This window comes from Isachenkonia alkalipeptolytica (assembly GCF_009910325.1).
GTDB classification, from domain to species: domain Bacteria; phylum Bacillota; class Clostridia; order Peptostreptococcales; family T1SED10-28; genus Isachenkonia; species Isachenkonia alkalipeptolytica.
The window spans coordinates 163,367-185,959 of record NZ_SUMG01000006.1; the positions used below are offsets into that span (position 1 = coordinate 163,367).

Here is a 22,593-nt window from a genome sequence, read left to right on the forward strand (position 1 = left end):
CTTTCCTCCTATTATATATTCGCTATCCATCCCCGGATTCCTCTAAAATTTATAAATATCTTTACGTATTATGATCTTTTTTTAACCGTTCCCTTCCTTTGTGGTAATCCAGGGGCTATCCCGTCGCTTTGAAGGATTCCATCCTTCCTTTGATTGATTAATGCATAAAAAAACGACAGAGAAGTTTTAAATAAACTTACCTATCGTTTCTTACGATTCATCCTTTAGGTTGCTTGTCGCCCTTATAGTCCTTTTTAGTCCTTTATAGTCCTTTATAGTCCCTTAAGCACTTATGCTTTTGGTGTTGGATTTGCCGTAAATCTTTCTCAGCAGGGAACGGGAGTCGTTTCCTTCGAAGATGGAAAGGGTATGCATCCCTCGGGTGATGGCAACATACAGGAGTTTAATGTCGATGGGATTGTCTTCATAGTAACTGTTTTGATTACAGATAATCACGCTGTCAAATTCCAAGCCCTTGGCCAGATACGAGGGTACGATGGTGATTCCGGATCCGTAGGTCTTTTGATCCTCTTTCAACACGGTTGTCTTCAAATTTTTCGGAAGCTTTCTCTTCAGGTCCAGGCTTTCCTCCCGGTCCTTACAGATCACAGCGATGGATTCTCTACCTTCCCTCTGTAAGGATAGGATTTCCTCGCTCAAATCCTGTACCATGGCCCCTTCATCGTCGTAGTACTGATAGGTGGGGGCCTTCCCGTGACGGATCACCGGCTTCGCCTTTTTCACCCCATGATCATCCAAAAAGTCGATGACCTCATTGGCCAGATTCATGATCTCGATGGTGGTACGGTAACTTTGGGTAAGCTCCATATACGTAGGCTTCTCATCCACAAAGACTTCCGCCATAAGCTCCGACCAGTTGTCAATGCTTCGGTAGCTATGGATCCCCTGGGAAAGATCTCCCAGCAAAGTGAACTTATCGGTTTTCAGCAGTTCCTTCAGTACTTTAACCTCCAACAAACTAAAGTCCTGGGCTTCATCGATTACCACATTCCCGATGGTGATGTCCTCCTTAAAACCGAATAGGGCTTTTTTCAAGTAGGCCATCGGAGCCAGATCCTCAAGTTCCAGTTGTTTATTTTGCAAGGTTTTTTGATGGTAATCCTTAAAGTATTGTTGGCGATCCCGGTCTTTTTCCGTCCATAACTCTTTCTGCTCAATAATCTTATCGGTGGTAAAGTCCTGATAAAGGGCATACAAATCTTCTTTTACAAACCCGGCGGTATAATCCTTCACCAAGGTCTTGGCTTCCTTTTCCAGCGCCTTCAACTCCGCATCCCGTTTTCCGATCAGGGGCAGGGTTTGTTGTCTGCGTTCTTCCAGTTCCGGAACCTTTACCCGAATCCCTTGGATCCGGTCGTCATAATACGCCTCAATACTTTCCAGTACTTCTTTTTTCTTCTTTTTCAATTGGTTTCGAAGGGTCTTTTTCAATTCCTCCGGCCGTTTATACAGGGGTAAATGATTAAAATCCTTTAGGATTAACTCCTCGATGGTTTCCTTTCGGACCAGAACATGCTCTCCCAGGGTAAAATCCAGGTTTTGGAGAAAATCCTGTTCCATTTCTCGGATATATTGCTTCAAGGCTTCCAGATACGCCGCGGAGCCTTTAAACTTCAGCAGCCATTTTAGATTCTCAAGGTTTTGCGTCCCGGTTGTGAGGTCAAAATCTTCAGGATTTTGCGCCGCCTCCTCAGATGCGATGATTGCCGTAGCAGCATTCGGTGGGTTCGATGCACCGTATTCCTTCGAGGCATTCGGTGCTTTCGAGGCATTCGGCCCCTTCGAGGCTTCTAAAAAGGTTTTTAGTTTCTCCCCGGTGCCGATCAGCTTGATTTTATTGCCGATTAAGGATTTCATAAAATCAATGAAGGTGGTTTGCCGTACCTCCTCTACCCCCAGCTCCGGTAGCACCCCGGAAATATAATCCAGGAAAATGTTGTTCGGTGCTAAAATCATGAAGTTATCGGGATCAAAGGTTTTTTCATAGGTATAGATGAAATAGGCGATTCGGTGCAGGGCAATGGTGGTTTTTCCGCTTCCCGCAGCCCCTTGTACGATCAAAGGATTTTTCATATCCGCCCGGATGATTCGGTTTTGCTCTCCCTGAATGGTGGAGGCAATATCCTTCAGCTTATCGTCGGCCCCCGCCTCCAAGGAGGCTTGTAAAAAATCATCCTTTGTGGCGATGTCAATATCCATATAGTCTACTAAGGTTCCCTCTTCCATGGTGTACTGTCGTTTTAAGGTGAGTTCTCCTTTTTGCTCTCCCGCTGCGGTTTCGTATTCGGTTTTTCCGATGCGCCCCTCGTAGTATACATTGGCGATGGGGGATCTCCAGTCCACAATTAAGGGGACATCGTCCTCCGCCCGCATCAGGGAGGTTTTTCCGATGTATACCGGGTCCTTTTGTCCCTCTTGGGGAATAAAGTCGATCCGGGCGAAATAGGGTTTATCTTTTACCCGTTGCAGCTGCTTAAAGTTTTTCTCCGCCGTCTCCATAAACTGGGTGTTAATCAGTACACTGATATAGCTTTGGGAGCTGTCTAAGTAATCCAGATTTTCCATGGCCTCCTGGATATTTTCTTTGTATTGACTTTTATAAATCTCCGTTGCTTCCAGGGTTTTTTGAATGTAATCCTTGGTATATTTTAGTCGTTTTTCTTCTTTTTTAAATTCCGGGCTTTTCTTCGAGCTCATAGAAAACTCCTCTCATCCTGTGTTCGGACCTATCATTATATCGAAATTTTTTCTAAAGTTCAAGGAAAAGCCCTCAGAAACCATAGGTTTTTCCTGGTCTAAGAGGGATTTTTTGCAGTTTCATTGTCAGCTCACCGGTGTTTTTCAAGATATCAGGGTATTAATAAATACCGGAACCTAAGTTTTGACCTGTGGCCTAACCCAGGCCGAAGGACGGTCGGAGGATAAAAGGAGATGATAAGATGAAAGAAATCAAAGGTTTTATCTTTGATCTGGACGGCGTGATTGTGGATACGGCAAAATACCATTTCATTGCCTGGCAGGCCGTGGCAAGGGAGCTGGGCATTGACTTTACCGAAGAGGATAACGAAGCCCTAAAAGGAGTCAGCCGAAAAAAAGCCTTTGATCTCCTTCTATCCTTTGGGGGGCTTACCTTGACCGAAGATGAAAAAGAGCCCTTTCTGGAAAGGAAAAACCGGCACTATTTAGCCCTGGTGGATCAGATGGGAACCGGGGAGATTCTCCCCGGGGTCCTCCCTTTTTTAGAAGTGCTCCAAAGAAAAAACTATAAAACCGCCCTGGGTTCTGCCAGTAAAAACGCCCGAAGGGTTTTGGACCGTTTGAACCTCACCCCTTTTTTTCAGGTGATCATCGACGGGAACCGGGTAAAAAAAGCAAAACCTGATCCCGAGGTGTTTTTATTAGGGGCCGGGGAACTGGGGCTGCCTCCCGAAAACTGTCTGGTGTTTGAAGATGCCCGGGCAGGCATCGCGGCGGCCAAGGCGGCGGGGATGATTGCCGTGGGCATCGGTAAAAGGGATCAACTCTCCCAGGCGGACCTTGTGATCCCCGGTTTTTATCAGGAAAGTCCCGAGGCTTTATTGCAGCGCCTTTTGAGGTTGTAACACAAACCGACGAGGATCACTGCCCGGGTGCCCGGGGCTCAACGCCCATAAAAAACTCCCGCAAAACTAAAGCGAAGCCCCTTGTATAAAAAGGGTTTCGCTATTACTTTTATGTTTCTATGCCCGAATCTTTTTACATTTTACTCTTTAGCATCGGCCTTCTGCTGTCGCTCCCTATGCAGGATGGATTCCTCGGTTTCCCCATCGAATAAATGTACCTTATGGGCTTTCATCCCCACTTTCACATGGTCCCCTACTTGAATCTCCAACTGCGGCTCTACCCGCGCCACCAGGGTCGCCTTTTTGAGCTTAATAAAGAGATAGGTTTCTGAACCTAAAAGCTCGGTAACCTCCACCAGACCGGTATCCCCGGACTTCTCCGTTTTTTCCACGTTCAAATGCTCCGGACGAATACCGATGATAATTTCCTTATTGCTATAACCCATCTTCCGGAGGGCCTCCTGCCTTTCTTTGTCAATGGCAAAGGAAATCCCTTCATAGACCAGCCCCACTTCTCCATCCTTTTCCAGGGACTTTCCCTCGATAAAATTCATCTGGGGCGAACCGATAAATCCCCCGACAAATTTATTTTCCGGTTTTTCGTAGAGGTTGGTGGGGCTATCCACCTGCATCACCTTGCCGTCTTTTAATACCACGATCCGGGTTCCCATGGTCATGGCTTCCGTCTGGTCATGGGTCACATAAATGAAGGTGGTTTTCAATCGATGATGAAGCTTGGAGATTTCCGCCCGGGTCTGTACCCGAAGTTTTGCATCGAGATTGGACAGAGGCTCGTCCATCAAAAATACCTTGGGATTTCGAACAATGGCCCGCCCCAGGGCCACCCGCTGTCGCTGTCCTCCGGAGAGCTGTTTCGGCTTATTCTTTAGAATAGGGCGGAGTCCTAAAATTTCCGCCGCTTCCTGTACCCGCTTATCAATTTCATCCTTTGGCATTTTCCGAAGTTTCAGCCCAAAGGCCATATTCTCATAATTGGTCATATGGGGATAAAGGGCATAGTTTTGAAACACCATGGCAATATCCCGGTCCTTAGGGGATACATCATTCATAATTTCTCCGTCGATCAGCAGCTCGCCCTCGGTTATTTCCTCAAGACCGGCAATCATTCGTAGGGCGGTGGATTTTCCGCAACCGGAAGGTCCTACAAACACAATAAACTCATTATCTTTGATCTCCAGATTCAGGTTTTTCACCGCATGAAAGCCGTTGGGATACACCTTGTTCAGGTTTATCATTTTTAAACTCGACATCTTCTCTCCCCCTTAGTTATTTGTCATTGGAAGCCTCAAGCTCCCTTGCCTTTGATCCAACCGGTAATCCCTGCTGTTGTGCTTAAATTCGATGGAATCCCCCCTTAACAGGGTATACAGGGTTTCTTTTTTTCCCACCATAACCTCCAGCCCGGCGCCTCGAAAAAGGATCCGAAAACTGTAGCCCTCCCAACCTCCGGGAAGGACGGGGCGAAAGGACAGTTTTTCCTTATCCGTTCGCATCCCCCCAAACCCGAAAACCATAGTCATCCAGGCACCTCCCATATTGGCGGTGTGGATGCCGTGGTGACTTTTCTTCAGCACATTGTCCAAATCCATTCTTACGGTTTTTCGAAAGAACGTTTGAGCTTCATCGCCATACCCCGCCTCGGAAGCCATAATACTGTGAATGCAGTAGGACAGGGAGGAATCATGGGTGGTCAGAGGTTCGTAATAGTCGTAATTCCTCTTTTTGTCTTCAAGACTATATTCTTCGCTTAAAAGAAACAGTCCCAGGACCACGTCCCCCTGTTTTAAGACTTGGTGGCGGTAGATATTTAAGGGATGATAATGAAGAAGCAGGGGTTTTTTTTCCTTCGGTTCCTGCTCAAAATCCCAGGGGGGCTTATCCAAAAAACTGTCGTCCTGGGGATAGACCCCCAGGGCTTCATCTTTGATAAGCTTCATTTTATCGGCGGCCCGTTGAAAGCCCTTCAGTTCTTCTTTATCCATGGCAATCCTTTTCATCAGGGCATAATAGGCCTCGGCGTCCTGGTCTTCAAACCCGACGGCACTGTCACAAGCGTAGTTCAGATGCATTTTCGCCATGCTGTTGGTAAAAAAATTGTTGTTGACCAGGGCGGTGTATTCATCCGGCCCCGTCACATTATAAATCTCAAACTTCCCCTTCCCTCTTTTATTGAAATGTCCGAGATCCATCCAGATCCTTGCGGTCTCCAGGACCATCTCCAGGCCGTAATCCCTTAAGAATTCTTCATCTCCGGTGGCTTCCACGTACTTTTTCAAGGCGTAGATGATATCCCCGTTAATATGGTACTGGGCGGTACCCGCAGGATAATAGGCGGAGGATTCGCTGCCGTCGATGGTTCTCCAGGGATACAGGGCCCCTTTTTTATGATTCATCTCCCTGGCTCTGTCTCTGGCCCGATCCAAGGTTTGATAGCGATACATCAGTAAATTCCGAGCCAGTTCAGGTTTGGTATATAGGAAAACGGGAAAAACATAGATTTCCGTGTCCCAGAAGTAATGGCCGTTATACCCTTCCCCCGTCAGTCCCTTGGCGGCAATGGCGGTTTTTCCGTCCTTCCCCAGGGACTGAAGCAGATGAAAAAGGTTAAAATTCATTCCCTGCTCAAGATGGCCCGCTCCTTCAATTCTTACATAGACCTTCTCCCAAAAATCCTTCAGGTATTCCCGTTGATTGTTTTCATATTTATTAAACCCCCATTTTACCGCTTTCCTCTGGGTTTTTTCGCTCTCCTTTTTTAATAATTCCAACCCCGCTTTTTCATCGGTTTTACAATGGTGATAAGTAATGATTTTTAGGACCCTAAAAGCCTCTTTTTCCCTACATACCCCCGACAGCTCCACGGTCATTAAGCCTTCTTCATCGATGGCGGGATTGACGGTTTTCTCCAGAATATTGCTTTGATGGCGCACTTCCGTCCATAGGGTATAACGATTGAATCTGGTTCGATGGACGGCTTGCATTCTTTCCCCTTCCACGGAAGTATCCTCGGGGACTAAAAGGCTGCCTTCCATTCCCGCTCCGATTCGCGGATCCTCATTGTGACTCTTATTAAACACCGAAGGGTCCAGGGTGGAACGAATCCCAACTTCCCCCGAGAAGTTCAACGGCGTCACTTGATAATCAATCATGGCCAGTCCTTTTTCTTCAAAGGGAATGATCCTTTTAATATGAATCTCTACTTCCCGCCCCCGGGGAGACTGCCAACGGATCAAACGCTTCACCATCCCCTCCATCATGTAAAGCCCTCTTTCATAATGCAGGAGGGTTCCCTCTTCAAGGGAAAAAACTTCTCCCCCAAGGATCAGCCGGATCCCCTGGGCATCGGGCAAGTTCAGCATGGTTTCATTGCTTTTTGCATAGCCATAGGCGCCTTCTCCGTAAACAATGGGGATCGAATCATAAAAACCGTTCATATAGGTTCCCTGTATGCTCTGGGTATTCGTCTCTCCAGGGCCCTCCTCCAGGTTTCCCCTCATGCCCAAAGTACCGTTCCCTATGGAAAAAAGCGTTTCCACCAGCCGAAGGTCTTCTTTTCCGTAGCGATCCTCCCGGATCACCCAGGGATCCTGTCCAAAGTTTCCTGTGCCGCTTGTCATGGCATTTCCTCCCTTTCTTTGTATCCGGTATCAACGGCCCCCATTTCCATTCGGCATCGAGGGCCGTCATTGCTTCCCTATTGAAACGTCCCAAGGGCAGCAGGAGCCGAGGATTCCCGGCCCCGACCATTCTTTCCCAGGGCTTTTTATAAACTTACCCTTTTAAATGATTCTTCCACTAGTTAAAAACCGGTGATGTCTTCTAAATCCAATTCCAGTTCTTCCAACGCATCGGCGGCGTCCATATCCCCGGTAAGCACACTGTGTACCGCTCTAAAGAAAGCGGTGGAAACTTCATTGTACTGGGGTGCTGATATCGTGGAAGGTCTCGCCACCGCATTGGTAAACACATCATAAAGACTTCCGAAGAAAGGCACGGCTTCCAATACCTCATCGTCTTCATACAAAGACATGATCGTAGGATTGAAGGCACCTTCAATGGCTCTCATCTTCTGAACTTCTTCGGAGGCTAAGAATAAGGCGACATCCGCCGCAGCCTCCACGTTCTCACTGTATCGACTGACACCCAATTGCCATCCCCCAAGGGTTGCCGCAGGGCTTCCGCTGCCTGCCGGTAATGCGGAAACGTCAAATACGCCCTGTACCGCACTGTCATCGTCTTCACTTAGGCTATAGGCATAGGGCCAGTTTCTCATAAAGGCCGCATTGCCGCCCTGCCAGATCGCCCGGGCATCTTCTTCCGCCATACCGGTTACTCCGTCGGGAGAAATGGTTCCTACCCAGCCGGCGGCCATATCGATGATTTCCACCGCATTTTCATTATTGACGGTAATCTCTCCGTCGGGTTCGATGATTTGTCCACCCTCATTGGAGGCGATCCATTCCAAGGCATTACAGGTAAGACCCTCATAGGCGTTGCCCTGCCATACAAAACCTACAAAATCGGAGTTTCCGTCGGCCCGTTCCCCTTCTTGGATGACATCCGCTGCATTTTCAAGCTCTTCCCAGGTTTCCGGGGGATCCAGATCGTATTTTTCCAATAAATCCGTTCGGAAATACAGCAGTCCCGCATCGGTAAACCAGGGGATTCCCACTAATTCTCCGTCCACTTCGTTGTTCTCCACGATGGCCGGGAAGTGGTCTCCCACCACGTCTTCCGCACCATAGTCATAAAGGTCCACAAAATGCTCGGCTAAATCTCCGGGCCAGATAACATCAATCTGATAGACATCCACTTCCGAACTTTGGGCTTCAAAAAACTGAAGGTAGAGTCCCAACCGGTCATCGGCCAGGTCGGGGGTATCCAGCACTTCTACCCGAACCCCTTCATTACGCTCGCTATACATCTCGGCGGCTTTTTCCGTAAGTTCAAATTCCTGTCCTACCGCGCCCGCTGCAACGGTTATTACAATGTCATCTCCGGGATCGTCGGCCTCATCTTCATCGTCCGCATCATCGGGGTCCAGGGCGGCTCCGTTTTCATCGGGGTCATCCAGCAAATCCTCCTCCCCCTCTCCACAGCCTACAAGGCCGGAGAAGGTCAGCGCCAGAACCAAAAACATGATCAGCAATAATTTTTTCTTCGACATGGTAATCCTCCTTTTCTTCTCTTTTCTTTAACAGAGACCCAACTTTTTACTTTCCAACTTTCTTTTTTGACTTTCTTTTCTTCTCCTTTTTTCCGCTCAGCCTCCTTTTTAAAATGGTATGGATCCTATGCCTTCGATCTATCCTTTGATCGCCCCCGCCGTGAGTCCTGCAACGATCCGTCGTTGGAAAATCAACACCAGTAGGACAATGGGCACCGTCACAACCACGGCGGCGGCCATGATCTCCCCGAAGGGCTCCTGTCTAGCAACCGCCCCGCCGAAATAGGCGATGGCCACGGGGACGGTTCTTGCCCCGGGGTCAATCGACGTAAAGGTTAGGGCAAAGAGATACTCATTCCATGCGGCAATGAAAGCAAGCAGCCCAGTGGTTACCATGGCCGGTGCGGTTAAGGGCAGTAAAATACGATAGAAGGTTTGAAAAGGGGTGGCGCCGTCGACTTGGGCGGACTCCATCAGAGCCGGGGGCAGCCCCTTGAAAAAGGCCGTCAGTACCCAGGTGGTAAAGGGCAGGGTAAAGATCATGTATGACAAAATCATACTGAGCCTTGCGGATAAATTAAGGGTGTTAATAACGGCGTATAGCCCTGCCAGCACCGTTACCTGAGGGAACATGGTCATGGCCAGAATCATATAAAGAGCGGGCTTTCTTCCTTTAAATCGGAGTTTCCCAAGGGCAAAGGCCGCAAAGGATCCCGCCGTCAAGGCCAGGGCCGTGGTAGATACCGCCACCACCGTAGAGTTCCAAACGCCCCTTATGAACTGCTGATTGTCAAAGATCACCCGGTAATTGTGAAAGCTCGGTGAAAACTCCCGGGTTACAGGGTCTCTCGGTATAAAGGTTGCCGGGGTCATTTGAATCTGTGCCTCGGTTTTCAACGACGAATTCACCGCCCAGTAAAAGGGAAAGAGCAGGTAAAAGAGAATAAAGGCCAGCAACAGATAAAACGCTACTTTTTTAACTTTGGATTTTCTTATCTTAGTCATCGCGATCCACCCCCAGGGCTTTAATATAGGCAATGGCAAAGCCGAAAATAATAATAAAGATGATTACCCCCACCGCTGAAGCCAGGCCCATATTTCGATTTCCGATTAACTGATAATAATTATAGCTTGCCATGGAGTAACGGCTTTGTCCCAGCAGCACCTGGAAGACATCAAACACTCTTAAGGCGTCCAGGGTTCTGAAAATCAAGGCTACGGCCATGGCGGGCTTTAACAGGGGCAAGGTGACACTGACAAATTGTCGGAATTTATTGGCTCCGTCGATCTCCGCCGCCTCGTATAGCTCGTCGGGAATGGTTTGAAGCCCCGCCAGCAATAAAAGGGCCATAAAGGGGGTGGTTTTCCAAACATCCACCGCAATCATGGCGGACATCTGGCTCATCCCCGAGGACAGAAAATCCATTCGCCCGTCGCCGATCCCGGCGGCTGCAAGCACCGTGTTAAAAAGCCCCACCCGGTTGGACACAAACATCCACTCCCAGATTCTAGCGGATACTACGGTGATCACCGCCCAGGGAATCAACATGGAGGTTCGCATCAATCCTCTTCCCTTAAAATGATTATGGACCGCTAAAGCGATGCCGAGCCCTAAGGTCAGCTCAAGAAATACGGAGACCACAGTAAAATTAATGGTGTTTACCACGGATTGAATGAAGTCCGGGTCCGTAGCCCCGATGACATATCGATTGCCCAGCGCACTGAATTGTCTTAATTCCCGGTACCGAATAGGCTCTCTGGGCAGGACGTCGATGGGCCTTTCCCGCACCACCTCATTGGTCTCGCCGTCTCTTAACACTTCCCCCGTGTTTTCATCCCGGAGGGGTTCCAGCCTTTGCAATCGGAGACTTAAGAGCCTGCGATAATTCTCGAATCCGATAAACTCCGTCTCTTGTCCGCTGGCAAACTGACGATTGGTCATGCTGGAATAAAACACCTGCCCCAGGGGATAAATGGCAATCAAAAGAAGGATGATTAACGACGGAATGAGCAGTTTGTAGGCCAGTCGTTCTTCTCTTTTGGCTAAACTCACAGTTCTTTTTCTTTTTTTTCCCACTTCCTCTTACCCCCTTTTTTCTGTTTTTACAAGGGCTTTTCCCCGAGATGCTCCTTAATCCCCTTAAGATACCCCTTTGCCGTACTTTCCCAGGTGTATTTCTGATGGACCCTTTGAATGCCCTTTTTCCGAAGACACTGCCAAAGCTTTTGATCTCCAAGGGCTTTTTCCAGGACCTTTCCCATATCTCCAGGATCCTCCGGGTTCATCAGGAATCCGAAGGCCTCCCCCTTTTCCCTCAGGATCTCCGAGGGTCCTCCGTTTTTTGTCGCCGCGACTACCAGGCCGCAGGCCATGGCTTCCACAACAGCCAGCCCAAAGGGTTCGTAAAGGGAGGGCAGGGCCAACAGGCCGCCGGTATTGCCGATCCATCGGTAGGCCGCTGCCAACTGTTCTTGGCTCTCCAGGGTTACAAAGGCCACTTTCCCTTTCATGTCCATCCGGTTGATGCCATCCATCAGGCTGTCCATAACCGCCTTTTCCTCATCCTTTAAAGTTTGATAACCTCGGTAGGGGTCTTTCACACCCCTTAAGGCAATCAGTAAATTCCCCCTCTGCTGCAGGGGCGGGTTTTCCCCATAGGCTTTCACAAGGCCCAGGTGGTTTTTCTTTTTTTCCAATCGGCCGGAGATGAAGATGATGGGCAGCCCGAACCGGTCTTCCCGAAGATCCCTTTTCAGGCTATTATGTAGCTCCGCTTGGGTGCGGGCCTCCTCGGAATTTTCCCTGTGGGTATTAAAAATCTTCAGATTCACCCCCGGGGGCACCACTTTGATTTTTTCGTCCTCCGGAGAAACCGCTCCTTTATAGCGTGCATGGGCGTACTGGTTCATCCTTTCCTGGTTCGTGCTGACAAAGATCAGGGAGGCTTCCTCCATGGTCCTCCGTTCTGCCGCAATACGCTCGGAGAATCGGTAAATCCGGTTCATATCCCCTTCGTTGCTTTTGGAGACCTTCAGTTTATCCATCTTTTGGGCCCCCAGAGAGTGGGCCGTAAAGGAAAAAGATACCCCCGTAAGCTCCTTGAAATAGACGGCGGAAAGGCCCCCATCTCCGTAATGGGCAGTCATGAAGTCCGGTCGCCTTCCCTGCCCTTCATAATAGGCGCTTACCCCTTCGGCGTACTCCCTTAAGTAGGGCCACAGCTTTTCTTTGTTTAAAAATCCCTTCGGTCCGAAGGGGATCCTTATAATTTTCACTCCCGAGTTTTCATAGATCTCCTCTTTTTCCCGGAATTCCCCCCATTCCGGATCCTCAATCCGTCGAGTAAAAATCTCCACATCCACTCCCAATTGATCCAGGGCCAGGGCCAGCTCCTTGACGTAAACCAATTGGCCCCCGAAATCCGGATGGGCGGTCCAATAAGAGTCTTTGTTGTCAAAATTCCCCTGGGGATTCATAAAGCCTATTCGCATCCTCTTTTTCCTCCTTTTCCATGAACTTTTGAAATCTCGGAAGGGGAGGGATTCCTCCCACATAGCCGAGCTTATAGTCCGCAACCTGACTGCCGTGTTTTAAGGCCCTCTCCAGGGAGTAGCCCTTTAATAAAGCGGCGTACAGCCCCGCCCAAAAGGCATCTCCCGCTCCCGTGGTGTCCACCACCGGGTTTTTACCCCCCGGCAGTTTTCGCTCTTCCTTTCCGTTGCCTGCAATAAGCCCTTCAGCCCCCAGGGTTAAAATCACCATCTTGGCTCCAAGACTTAGAAATTTATGGAGGTATTCCCTTGGCGAAAGGGACTTATGGGCGTCTTCGGGAAAAAGATTTCGAGCATCTTCCAACGAGGGTTTTACAAAATCCACCTTGGAAAACATCTCCTTTATGATCCTTCGCCCCTCCTCCTTGTTATCCCAAAGAACCTCTCTGAAATTTGGATCCATAGAAATTCTCATCCCTCTATCCTTAGCCCTTTTAATCAAGGCCAGGGTACTTGACCGGCTTGGTTCATGGGAGAGACTCCAGGAAGTGAAGTGAAGAATTTTTCCCCCGTCGACCACCTCCTCTTGAGCTTTGGTTACCCGAAGGTGTTTATCACTGCCCCGAAGGGCGAGAAAGCTGGGATTGTTTCTGCTTTTGGAAACAAATACGACGGAGGTGTTCGCCTCTTGGGTTCGACTGATCCCCTCTAGGGAAACCCCTTTTTGAACAAGGAAATCCAGCAAATAGTCCCCGAGAAAATCCCGGCCCAGGGCGGAAATAATCCCGGGATGAAAGCCCAGGGCCTTAAGATTCACCGCAAGGCATCCCGGCGAACCACCAAAATACCTGGAAAAAACCTGAAGATCCTTCATCCCCCGGTCCCTAGTCTCCTCCAGATATTCCCCGGAGATAAAATCCACCACCAGCTCCCCGAGGGTGACCACATCATAGGTGCTCTTATCAAACTCCAGGGCCTCTTGAAAGTCCATATGCAGTCGCTCCCATCCATTTTGGAATCGGTTTCGGTTTTCTTTTTTTTGACCTTATATTGTTCAAAACAAAAACCGGCCCCCGGGCCGGTTTCACTACTGCTCCCTCTTAGTGTCATCTTTCAACTTCCTAAGAAATCATCACCCTTGTTATTTTGTCAGAAATTTCAGATTGTTTCCTTATATTTATTTTACCCTTTCTGTTATGTTTCAAACAATCTTTCACCTGCTGATAAAACAATTGTAGTCAGCCTTGTCGATATAAAATCTTCCGTGGATCCCCTGCAATCCCTTTTCCTGTAAATCCAAGACCATGAACTCCTCAAAATTTTCCCCTTCAGCGGTTTGTATATGGTGCTTTTCAGCGTTTTCAAACCCGATTAGATTAATTCGGTACACAGATCCTGATATCCTCTTTTTTAAGGAAGTACTTTTCTGGGTTGCTTTCTAACTTTATGATCCCCCGGTTCCGATGATAATTACCCGTCGTTTTTGGTTAATGCAGAAAAAGACGGAGGGATCCGGTGCATCATGAACCGAACACCTCCGTCCCCTTTGGTTTATCCTTTGGTTTACAAGAGGCTGCTCATCATGGGGTAGTCCTCCTCGCCGACGCCGCCCTGGAGGGGTTTTACTTTTGTGTTGGCAAAGCATCCCCGGAAAACACAATTTGGATCATAACGGAGCCGCAGTTTATCAATGGTACGGTCAATTTTTTGATGCCGCTCATATTCCCCGGATTCCTCGAAAATTGTGAGTTGGCGCATGCCTCCCTCTTTTAAATTCGATACCCGAACCCCCAGGTGACGGAGTACCTCGCCGCCCCAGGCCTCTTGGAAAAGTTCCTTTGCAATTTCGTAGAGCTCCTGGGTGCTGTCCGTGGCAAGCTCCAGTTTCCGTTGATGGGAGTAATAAAGAAAGGTATTGGTCTTAATCCCCACACTCACAAGGCCCGCCACATATCCACCGGCCCGAAGGCGCATGCCCACGGTTTCCACAAGGCTTAGAAGGACCATAAAGGCCTCTTCCTCCCGGTATACGTCGTAGGGGATGGTGGTGGAATTCCCGATGCCTTTTACCTCTCGGGGCCCTCCCGCCACCGGAGAGTTTTCCACTCCGTTGGCGTAATTCCAGATGAGCACCCCGTGGGATTTTAACACCTGTTTTAACAGTCCCACCTCGGTGTTGGCCAAGTCCCCGATGGTTTGAATATTTAAGTTTTCCAGCTTCGGCAGGGTTCGCCGCCCCACCATAAACAGGTCACCCACGGGCAGGGGCCACATTTTCTTAGGAATTTCTTCGGGATACAGGGTGATGACCGCGTCGGGCTTTTTCAGATCGCTGGCCATTTTTGCCAATAATTTATTGGTGGATACCCCGACGGACACGGTAAACCCTAGTTCATTTTTAATCCGGCTTTTAATTTCATGGGCCACTTTCAAGGGCTCCCCGAATAGATGCTCCATATTGCTGTAATCGATAAAGCTCTCGTCCACGCTGTAGCGCTGTACTAAGGGGGAATACTCTTTAAAGATTTCATTCATTTGATGACTGCACTGCATATACAGGGCGTAATTGGGCGGCACCACAATCAGATCCCGGTATTTGGCAAAGGCTTCAAACAAGGCCTCCCCGGTTTTGATTCCGGATTTTTTCGCAGGAATGCTCTTGGCTAGAATAATCCCGTTTCGCTTTTTCGGATCACCCGCCACCGCCGAGGGTACCCTTCTAAGATCCAGGGTTTCCCCTTTTTCCAGGCGGTCCTTGGCTTCCCAGGATAAATAGGCACTGTTTACATCGATATGGAAAATTGCTTTCATCTTTATCAACACCCCTTCAGAACGCTTGTTCCTTCATAATACAGAACGAATGTTCTTTTGTCAAGTCCCCTTTTTCCCAACAGCCCTATTATTCTCCTTGCCCCTAAAACCTTGCAAAAAAATAAGAGACTCCGGAAAGAGTCTCTTTAATTTATATTCTTTTGTGTCCCGTTCCCTCCTGCCCTTTGGTGCTTATTTTTCATTATTACTGAAGGCTTTTCGCTTCATCTCCCCCCACTTATTGCCCTTTCTCTTATATTGCCAAAAGGCGACAAAACGCCACAAGGTGGTGAGCTGCCGATAACCGAAATTCTCCAGAATACTGTAGAACACCAGAGCAAACTCCAAACTGATGATTCCATACCAAAAGGAAAGAATAATGGCGATATAGCCGATGATTTCAATTATCGGTCCCAGCATCTCTATGAAAAAAAAGTAGGGCATCCCCAGCAGTCCCACAGTCCCATACTTGGATTAAATAACATTTTTCAGTAATGATCAAGGGCTTGAAATGGATTCGAAGCCGGAAGACCCTTTATTTTTTGCCTCCGTAAACTATCCTAAACCCGTATACTATGCCGATGAACCCTTGGAAGTGGAAAAGGTTCTCTCAAACCATTTTTTATACTTCGTTAATCTTTTGTTTACATCCCCGGGCTAGTGTATTATAATGAACTCAATTAAATAGATTTGCTAGGGGTGCCTTTGGGCTGAGAGGGAGAAATCCTAACTCTTTAAACTTGATGCAGTTCATACTGCCGTAGGGAAGCAATAATTTTTTATCATTGATTTGATAATATTAGAGTTTACCTTTGGGTAAGCTTTTTTTTTATATTAACTTACCTACTATTCTCATCTCCTAGCGACGGGAATTATGATCTTTACTACTGAAGCTGATCAGGAATGTGTTTTAAATTCCTAGAATAAAAAAGGAGATGAATTCAAATGAAATTCACTACACAAATGGATGCTGCAAGAAAAGGAATCATAACAAAAGAAATGGAAATCGTTGCAAAAAAAGAACATATGGCGGTTGAGGATTTAAAAAACCTTATCGCCCAGGGAAAAATAATTATTCCTGCCAATAAAAATCACACCTCATTAGATCCCGTGGGGATAGGGGAAGGCTTAAAAACTAAAATCAATGTAAATCTGGGAATTTCTAAGGATTGTTGCGACATAGAACTGGAATTGGAAAAAGTCCGGGTAGCTATTGATATGAAGGCTGAGGCCATCATGGATTTGAGCTCCTATGGAAAAACCGAAGAGTTTAGAAAACGGATTATCGAATCATCCCCCGCAATGCTGGGCACCGTACCAATATACGATGCCGTGGGATTTTACGATAAAGAACTGAAAGATATTACCGCAGTGGAATTTTTGGATGTGGTGGAAAAGCATGCAAAAGAAGGTGTGGATTTTGTAACCATTCATGCGGGCATTAATAAAGAAACCGCCGGGGTTTTTAAAAGGAACAAAAGACTTACGAATATCGTATCCCGAGGAGGTTCTTTACTATATGCATGGATGGAACTGAATAATCGAGAAAACCCATTTTTTGAGTATTATGACCAACTCTTGGATATCTGCGAAAAGTATGATGTGACCCTAAGTCTTGGAGATGCCTGTAGACCCGGTAGTATTAATGATGCCAGCGATGCCAGCCAAATCCAGGAACTGATGGTACTGGGGGAATTAACCCTACGGGCTTGGAAAAGAAACGTCCAGGTAATGATTGAAGGCCCCGGCCATATGCCCATCAATGAAATTCCCGCAAATGTGTTGCTCGAGAAAAAGCTATGTCACGGTGCTCCTTTTTATGTGCTCGGTCCCATTGTTACCGATATCGCCCCGGGATATGATCATATTACCAGTGCCATAGGCGGTGCTTTAGCCGCAAGTCATGGCGTAGACTTCCTTTGTTATGTGACCCCTGCAGAACACTTACGACTCCCAACGCTGGAGGATATGAAAGAAGGAATTGTTGCCACCAAAATCGCAGCCCATGCCGGAGATTTAGGAAAAAACATTAAAGGTGCAAAGGACTGGGACGACGAAATGAGCTTAGCTAGACAACAATTAGACTGGGAAAAAATGTTTGATTTAGCAATCGATCCGGAAAAAGCTAAAAGATACCGAAAAGAGTCTATGCCAAAGGATGACGACAGCTGTACCATGTGCGGAAAAATGTGTTCCATGAGAAATATGAACAAAGTAATGAAAGGTAAAAATATTAATCTGCTACGAGAGGAAGGCTAAGTAATAAAAACACAAAGTAACCAAAGGGGACGAAAGGGTTTGATTTAAAAAACAAACCTTTCCGTCCCCTTTAATTTTCAAACATCCGCTTCTTCCATCTTACCCCCCTCCCCTATACTCTTCCATCAGTCTCATAACCACTTTGAAAAACCCTTAAAAGAACAACCTGTTCTTATCACTGCAAAATAAAGTTTTCTGCTTTTTCTGAAATCCGCTTAACAAAGAAGTTCTGACGTTATAGAATCATAAATGTCTATCCCCCTCCCCAAAGGGAAGCAATCAAATATATTTAAAGACTCAGCAAGGAACCACTTTAAAGAAAGGAGTGATGCAATGAAAAAAGCCGTAATTAAAGAATCCACCTGTGATAAATCTCCATTCTGTCCGGCTAAAAGAGTTTGCACTGTAAATGCCATTGATCGCAGCAGTTTCTTAAAGCCCTTTAAGGTTATCGCTGAACGATGTATCGGCTGCGGAAAATGTATCAACGTATGTCCCCAACGGGCAATTATCATGAAAAAAGCATAAGGAGGAAATTTACTCATGGAAAACTTTTTTATCAGAGCCAATAGGGTTTTTACACCCCTACGTAAGTATGCATTTATCTATACCCTTTTAGTAGCTTTTGCAGGTCTTTGGTTTCCCCGACTGGGATTGACGGTATTGCTGGTAATTCTAAGTCTGGTTACCTTATCCTTTTTCAAAGGCCGTTATTGGTGTGGTAACTTCTGTGCCCACGGAAGTTTGTTTGATTCCGCATTGTTCCGATGGAGTCGAAATATTAAAATTTTCGAATTTTTCAGATCTCCAATCTTTGCCTGGTTGTTCCTTGCTTATTTTTCATATAATATCGGTAGCGGACTTGTTCGGGTTTCCGCCTTATGGGGCACCCCCATGTTTTATGACCGATTAGGATTTATCTTTGTAAGAAGTTATTTGATGGTAACCATTATTGGCGGAACCTTGGCACTGATCACCAGCCCCAGAACCTGGTGTAATTTCTGTCCCATGGGTATGATGCAAAAAGGTTCCTATTGGTTGGGTAAAACCCTGGGCGTGGCAAAAAAGACCGATCAAAAGATCACCGTGGCCAACCAGGATTTATGTCATAGTTGCGGTAAATGTGCCAGAGTCTGTCCGATGCAACTGACGCCCTATGTGGATTTTTCCGAAAACAATCAGATTGATGATAACAACTGCATTCGTTGCAGCACTTGTGTAGAAAACTGTCCTGCCGGCGTATTGACCTTAAGTACCGAGGCGGAAGCACAGGAAATCTATGAAAAAACTTCTGTGGAGGGTTATGAAGAAAGAAAACATATTGTTACAACCATCTCTGCAATCAAAGAGCTAAACACCGATGTAAAGGAATTTACTTTTTCCTTTAAAATTCCTGAAATTGTCAATTATGAACCCGGTCAATTTGCCTTAGTAAGAATTCAGCAGAATCTGAAAATGTATCGAGCCTTTTCCATCTCCTCCTATAACAAAAATAGCCAGTCTCTTTCCGTTACGGTAAAACGCGTACCCAACGGTTACGGTTCCGACATCTTATTCGATACCTTTAAAGTAGGGGATGTGGCACACCTTGAAGGACCCATGGGCCATGAACTGATCGTGGACAAAACGCAAAAGAAAGTGCTTTTAGTAGCCGGAGGAATCGGAATTACTCCCTTCGTCTCCATTGCGGAGGATTTGATTAAAGATCCCGGAAAGGTTGAGGAGTTTACGCTGATATACGGTGTGAACAAAGAAGAAGAGTTTATTTATCGAGATCTTTTTGAGAAATTTGAACAAATGAGTGCTAAATTCACCTTCGTACCCGTCGTCGCCTTTGATGATCAGTGGCGGGGAGAAAAAGGTTTTGTCACCGACGTATTAAACCAAATGAATTTAAATGACAGCAAGTTATATATGTGCGGACCAAAACCCATGACCGATGCCACCTTGCGCTCCTTGGAAAAATCCGATTATCAACGGGAAAATATCTATTATGAAAGTGCCTAAATATTAATTACAAATAAAAACCGCCTCCGGAACTCCCATTACGCGGGACCCGGAGGCGGTTTTGTATTTTTTAAACTTATGCTATGCATTCTTCCCTACTTCAGCTTCCCTCGGCAGTCCACGGGGATTTTTTCGATTACCTTGCCATCGGAAATCAGATACGCCGTCTCATGAAGATTTACCACCGGGCAAATATGATTCGGAATGATCTCTATTTTATCTCCCACTTGGACGGCGTCATGAAATTTTTGATGGTTAAGGATGCCGTGTTCATCAAAGACGTTCTCAAGAGCCACCCCGGACCAGTCTTTAATCCGTCCGAGCCCCTTTGTGGCGGTAAAGCCTTTGGTTCGCCGCTGGGTGGTAAGCCCCTTGGCGCCGACATCGATGATGACCCTTTGCTCCGTGGGAATGCTGATGACGGTGCTGAGAATCGTCGCCGCATTCCGGGTAAAATTGCCGTAGGCATTTGCCTGAGAAGCGTCCATGAAGATATAAGTGCCCGGGCGGATTTCCGTAATACCCTTTAAGATGGGAAAGTTAAAAATCATGGAAGGCGTGGATCCGATACTTATTCGAGATATTAAAAAGCCCTTCTTTCTTGCCAGTTCTGCAAACTGCAGAGTTCTTCGTTGCGCCTCCAGGTTAATGATTCTGCACTCCTCTTGATCCTTTGCACCGTAGGAGTGCCCATCATGGGAAAATACCCCAAGGAGTTCAATGTTACTGCACTGCTTTAAAAAATCCAATAACTCGGTAAAGCGCTCTTCCGTTACCACCCCGGAGCGCTCTTCCCCTACTTCAATTTCAATCAGCACCCGGGCCTTTTTTTCCGCCCCTTCAAAGGCCACCTCCACCATTTTTGCCTGAAGAATACTGTCCAGGCCGAAGGAAATGTCGATATCCTTTGCCAACTCCCTTACCCGGCGAAGTTTGATTTCACCAACAATCTCATTTGCAATGAAAATATCTTTAAGGCCTTTTGAGGCCATGACTTCTCCTTCGCCGACCTTTGCCACAGTAATCCCTTTTGCCCCCATATTTTCCTGAAAAAGCGCAAGCTTGGACATCTTATGGGTTTTGGTATGGGGACGTAGGGCTACATCTTCACGATCCGCATAATCCTGCATATCCTTGCAGTTTTTTTCCATAATCTCCCGGTCGATCAGCAATGCGGGAGTATCAAGTTCTAAATAGTTCATTGGTATCCTCCTTCGATGATGGTGTTTTGCCTTAAACAATGGGATTGATCCCGAAAACATTTTATCTTTTTCCCTTGTCATGACATAACCCCTTTTCATTTTTCTGATTATTCGAACTTCAATTATATCATTTTACCTTCTCACTCTCAATACAAGTGGAGCACCCTGTATTTTGTTTTAGGATTTACTTATTTCATGAATCATGTAATTAGTATTAAATATTGCAATGAGTGAATATATTGTATTCCAACTTCCCCGTTGGTATAATGGTTAAGGAATTAACATATTTAAGAGTTAGTCGTTAATAACTAATCAAAAAAGCAAGTCATTATTATTACTTAATATTCAAAATCTATGATGCTCACAAACAAAATCTATGATGCTCACAAACAAAATCTATGATGCTCACAAAAACTAAGGAGGTATTATGATGAAAAAAGAAGTAAGCTTGGAAAAAATCCAACGGGATGCGGAAAATTATTTTCAACAGGGAAACTATTACTGTTCCGAGGCGATTGTCGCCTCTATTCGAGAGAATTTTGAACTGGATATGCCCGAGGAAATGGTGGCCATGGCCTCGGGATTTCCCGTGGGTATCGGACGCTCCAAATGCGTTTGCGGCGCGGTGTCCGGCGGGGTGATGGCCCTGGGGTATTTCTTCGGCCGAACCCAAGGCACTACTCCGAAGGATCCCAAAAGCGTACAGACCCTCGAACTTGCTCATGAATTACAAGAATCCTTTAAGAAAAACCATAAGGTTTTATGCTGTAGCATTTTAACCAAGGGCATGGATATGGCCTCGGGAGAGCATAAGGCCCAGTGCGTATCCTTTACGGGGGAAGTTGCAAGAAGTGCCTCAGAGATCATTGTTCGGGAGATGGGCATGAAAAACCTGGATGAAGACGTCAAAGGAGTGTAGCCGGTGAAACGTTTTTTAAAAACCCTACCCCTGCCGATTTCCGGACTGATGCTGGGCCTTGCGGCCCTGGGAAATTTACTCGGTCCTTACGCCGGCGGTCTCCGGTATTTCCTTGGAAGTATTTCAGCCCTGATCTTTCTCAGTTTAATTGTAAAGGTCCTTCTGTTTCCTAAATCCTTAAGGGAAGGCTTTGACAATCCCGTGGTCGGATCCATTTTCCCCACCTTTACCATGGGGGGAATGCTCCTCAGCACTTATATTAACCCCTATTTCCCCGCGGGAGCTTTTGGATTATGGGTCCTTTCATTAGTACTCAACGCCCTGATCATTGTCCTTTTTACAAAAAAGTACGTTTTGAACTTTTCGATTAAAAAAGTTTTCAGCAGCTATTTTGTGATGTATGTGGGCATTGTGGTCGCCAGCGTAACCGCCCCTCTGTATGGCCTGGAGGCCCTGGGCCAGGCAGTCTTTTGGTTTGGGCTTTTCGCTTATCTCCTGTGGTTGCCGATTGTCATCTACCGGGTGTTTTGGGTAAAGGAAATTCCCGAGGCTGCAAAGCCCATAGCCATTATTTTTGCCGCCCCGGCAAGTCTGTTGTTGGCCGGCTATTTAAGTTCTTTCCCGGAAAAAAGCATGGGAATGGTGGTATTTCTAGGATCCTTAGGCTTACTGATGACCGTCTTTGCCCTAAGTCAGATGCCGAAGATGTTACGACTACCTTTTTACCCCAGTTATTCGGCTTTTACCTTTCCCTTTGTGATCAGCGCCATCGCTTTTAACGGTATGACCGGTTACTTCTCGGTACAGGGTATTGAAAACGGAGCCCTGGATTTCATCCGAGGCTTTCAAATCGCCTGGGCCGCTGCCATGGTACTGTATGTTTTAGTACGATTCGGAATGCTTTTTCAAAAGCAGGCTGCCCTTCAAAAAGAAGCGGCCTAACAGAAAGAACACAAAGGGGACGGCAGGTTGCGTATAAATGCAACCCCGCCCCTTGCTTCGGTCGTCTAAAACTCAAATATTAATTTGTTTTTTATGTTAAAATTGAATATTTCATTTAAAAAGCAAGAAAGGCCATGTTTCTTTGCCTTT

Annotated in this window: 18 protein-coding genes and 1 riboswitch; of the genes, 6 read left to right on the forward strand and 12 right to left on the reverse strand. The window is 46.7% G+C overall.

Features of this window, described 5'->3' with window-relative positions:
• Positions 1–282: 282 nt before the first annotated feature.
• Positions 283–2,718, reverse strand: a complete 2,436-nt coding sequence (locus ISALK_RS07010; RefSeq protein WP_160720579.1) for a HelD family protein — start codon at positions 2,716–2,718, stop codon at positions 283–285.
• A gap of 242 nt (positions 2,719–2,960) precedes the next feature.
• On the opposite strand from ISALK_RS07010, the gene pgmB reads away from it, so the two are divergent.
• The gene (pgmB, locus tag ISALK_RS07015) at positions 2,961–3,623 is read left to right on the forward strand and encodes a beta-phosphoglucomutase (protein WP_160720582.1); all 663 of its coding nucleotides are present in this window, start codon (positions 2,961–2,963) and stop codon (positions 3,621–3,623) included.
• 140 nt (positions 3,624–3,763) lie between these two features.
• Here the strand turns inward: pgmB and ISALK_RS07020 are convergent, their stop codons facing one another.
• The 10 genes from ISALK_RS07020 to ISALK_RS07065 all read right to left on the reverse strand — a co-directional run bounded on the left by ISALK_RS07020 (position 3,764) and on the right by ISALK_RS07065 (position 15,558).
• A complete protein-coding gene (locus tag ISALK_RS07020; protein ID WP_160720586.1) occupies positions 3,764–4,894 on the reverse strand; it encodes an ABC transporter ATP-binding protein in 1,131 nt (376 codons plus the stop codon).
• A 12-nt stretch (positions 4,895–4,906) separates the two neighbouring features.
• Positions 4,907–7,261 (reverse strand): glycoside hydrolase family 65 protein, encoded by a 2,355-nt coding sequence (locus ISALK_RS07025; RefSeq protein ID WP_160720589.1) that lies wholly within the window; start codon positions 7,259–7,261, stop codon positions 4,907–4,909.
• A gap of 182 nt (positions 7,262–7,443) precedes the next feature.
• Complete coding sequence (locus ISALK_RS07030) at positions 7,444–8,811, reverse strand: ABC transporter substrate-binding protein (RefSeq protein WP_236660301.1); 1,368 nt, start codon at positions 8,809–8,811, stop codon at positions 7,444–7,446.
• A 138-nt stretch (positions 8,812–8,949) separates the two neighbouring features.
• On the reverse strand, positions 8,950–9,816 hold the full coding sequence (locus tag ISALK_RS07035) for a carbohydrate ABC transporter permease (RefSeq protein ID WP_201756858.1): 867 nt from the start codon (positions 9,814–9,816) through the stop codon (positions 8,950–8,952).
• Complete coding sequence (locus ISALK_RS07040) at positions 9,809–10,888, reverse strand: carbohydrate ABC transporter permease (protein WP_160720592.1); 1,080 nt, start codon at positions 10,886–10,888, stop codon at positions 9,809–9,811. Before ISALK_RS07040 ends, ISALK_RS07035 begins: the two co-directional genes overlap by 8 nt.
• Before the next feature lie 26 nt (positions 10,889–10,914).
• Positions 10,915–12,303, reverse strand: coding sequence for a glycosyltransferase (locus tag ISALK_RS07045; RefSeq protein WP_160720594.1), 1,389 nt, complete (start codon positions 12,301–12,303; stop codon positions 10,915–10,917).
• Positions 12,266–13,294 carry a carbohydrate kinase family protein gene (locus ISALK_RS07050; protein WP_160720596.1) on the reverse strand — a complete coding sequence of 343 codons (1,029 nt, stop codon included), beginning with the start codon at positions 13,292–13,294 and terminating at the stop codon, positions 12,266–12,268. The genes ISALK_RS07045 and ISALK_RS07050 overlap by 38 nt, the downstream gene beginning before the upstream one ends.
• Positions 13,295–13,516: 222 nt before the next feature.
• Positions 13,517–13,693 (reverse strand): hypothetical protein, encoded by a 177-nt coding sequence (locus ISALK_RS07055; protein WP_160720598.1) that lies wholly within the window; start codon positions 13,691–13,693, stop codon positions 13,517–13,519.
• A 173-nt stretch (positions 13,694–13,866) separates the two neighbouring features.
• Positions 13,867–15,120 carry a DNA polymerase Y family protein gene (locus ISALK_RS07060; protein ID WP_371723686.1) on the reverse strand — a complete coding sequence of 418 codons (1,254 nt, stop codon included), beginning with the start codon at positions 15,118–15,120 and terminating at the stop codon, positions 13,867–13,869.
• A 186-nt stretch (positions 15,121–15,306) separates the two neighbouring features.
• The gene (locus ISALK_RS07065) at positions 15,307–15,558 is read right to left on the reverse strand and encodes a hypothetical protein (RefSeq protein ID WP_160720602.1); all 252 of its coding nucleotides are present in this window, start codon (positions 15,556–15,558) and stop codon (positions 15,307–15,309) included.
• Between the two features lie 241 nt (positions 15,559–15,799).
• Positions 15,800–15,898: riboswitch (TPP riboswitch) on the forward strand.
• 161 nt (positions 15,899–16,059) lie between these two features.
• On the opposite strand from ISALK_RS07065, the gene thiC reads away from it, so the two are divergent.
• The 3 genes from thiC (at position 16,060) to ISALK_RS07080 (ending at position 19,380) form a co-directional block, all read left to right on the forward strand.
• Positions 16,060–17,373, forward strand: coding sequence for a phosphomethylpyrimidine synthase ThiC (thiC, locus tag ISALK_RS07070; protein WP_160720604.1), 1,314 nt, complete (start codon positions 16,060–16,062; stop codon positions 17,371–17,373).
• 333 nt (positions 17,374–17,706) lie between these two features.
• Positions 17,707–17,901, forward strand: a complete 195-nt coding sequence (locus tag ISALK_RS07075; protein WP_160720606.1) for a 4Fe-4S binding protein — start codon at positions 17,707–17,709, stop codon at positions 17,899–17,901.
• A gap of 15 nt (positions 17,902–17,916) precedes the next feature.
• Positions 17,917–19,380, forward strand: a complete 1,464-nt coding sequence (locus tag ISALK_RS07080) for a 4Fe-4S binding protein (protein ID WP_160720608.1) — start codon at positions 17,917–17,919, stop codon at positions 19,378–19,380.
• A 95-nt stretch (positions 19,381–19,475) separates the two neighbouring features.
• Here the strand turns inward: ISALK_RS07080 and ISALK_RS07085 are convergent, their stop codons facing one another.
• Complete coding sequence (locus tag ISALK_RS07085) at positions 19,476–20,582, reverse strand: alanine racemase (RefSeq protein WP_160720610.1); 1,107 nt, start codon at positions 20,580–20,582, stop codon at positions 19,476–19,478.
• 430 nt (positions 20,583–21,012) lie between these two features.
• Between ISALK_RS07085 and ISALK_RS07090 the strand changes: the two genes are divergently transcribed.
• Both ISALK_RS07090 and ISALK_RS07095 read left to right on the forward strand, forming a co-directional pair.
• A complete protein-coding gene (locus tag ISALK_RS07090; protein WP_201756859.1) occupies positions 21,013–21,501 on the forward strand; it encodes a C-GCAxxG-C-C family protein in 489 nt (162 codons plus the stop codon).
• A 3-nt stretch (positions 21,502–21,504) separates the two neighbouring features.
• The gene (locus ISALK_RS07095) at positions 21,505–22,443 is read left to right on the forward strand and encodes a TDT family transporter (protein ID WP_160720612.1); all 939 of its coding nucleotides are present in this window, start codon (positions 21,505–21,507) and stop codon (positions 22,441–22,443) included.
• Positions 22,444–22,593: the final 150 nt, after the last annotated feature.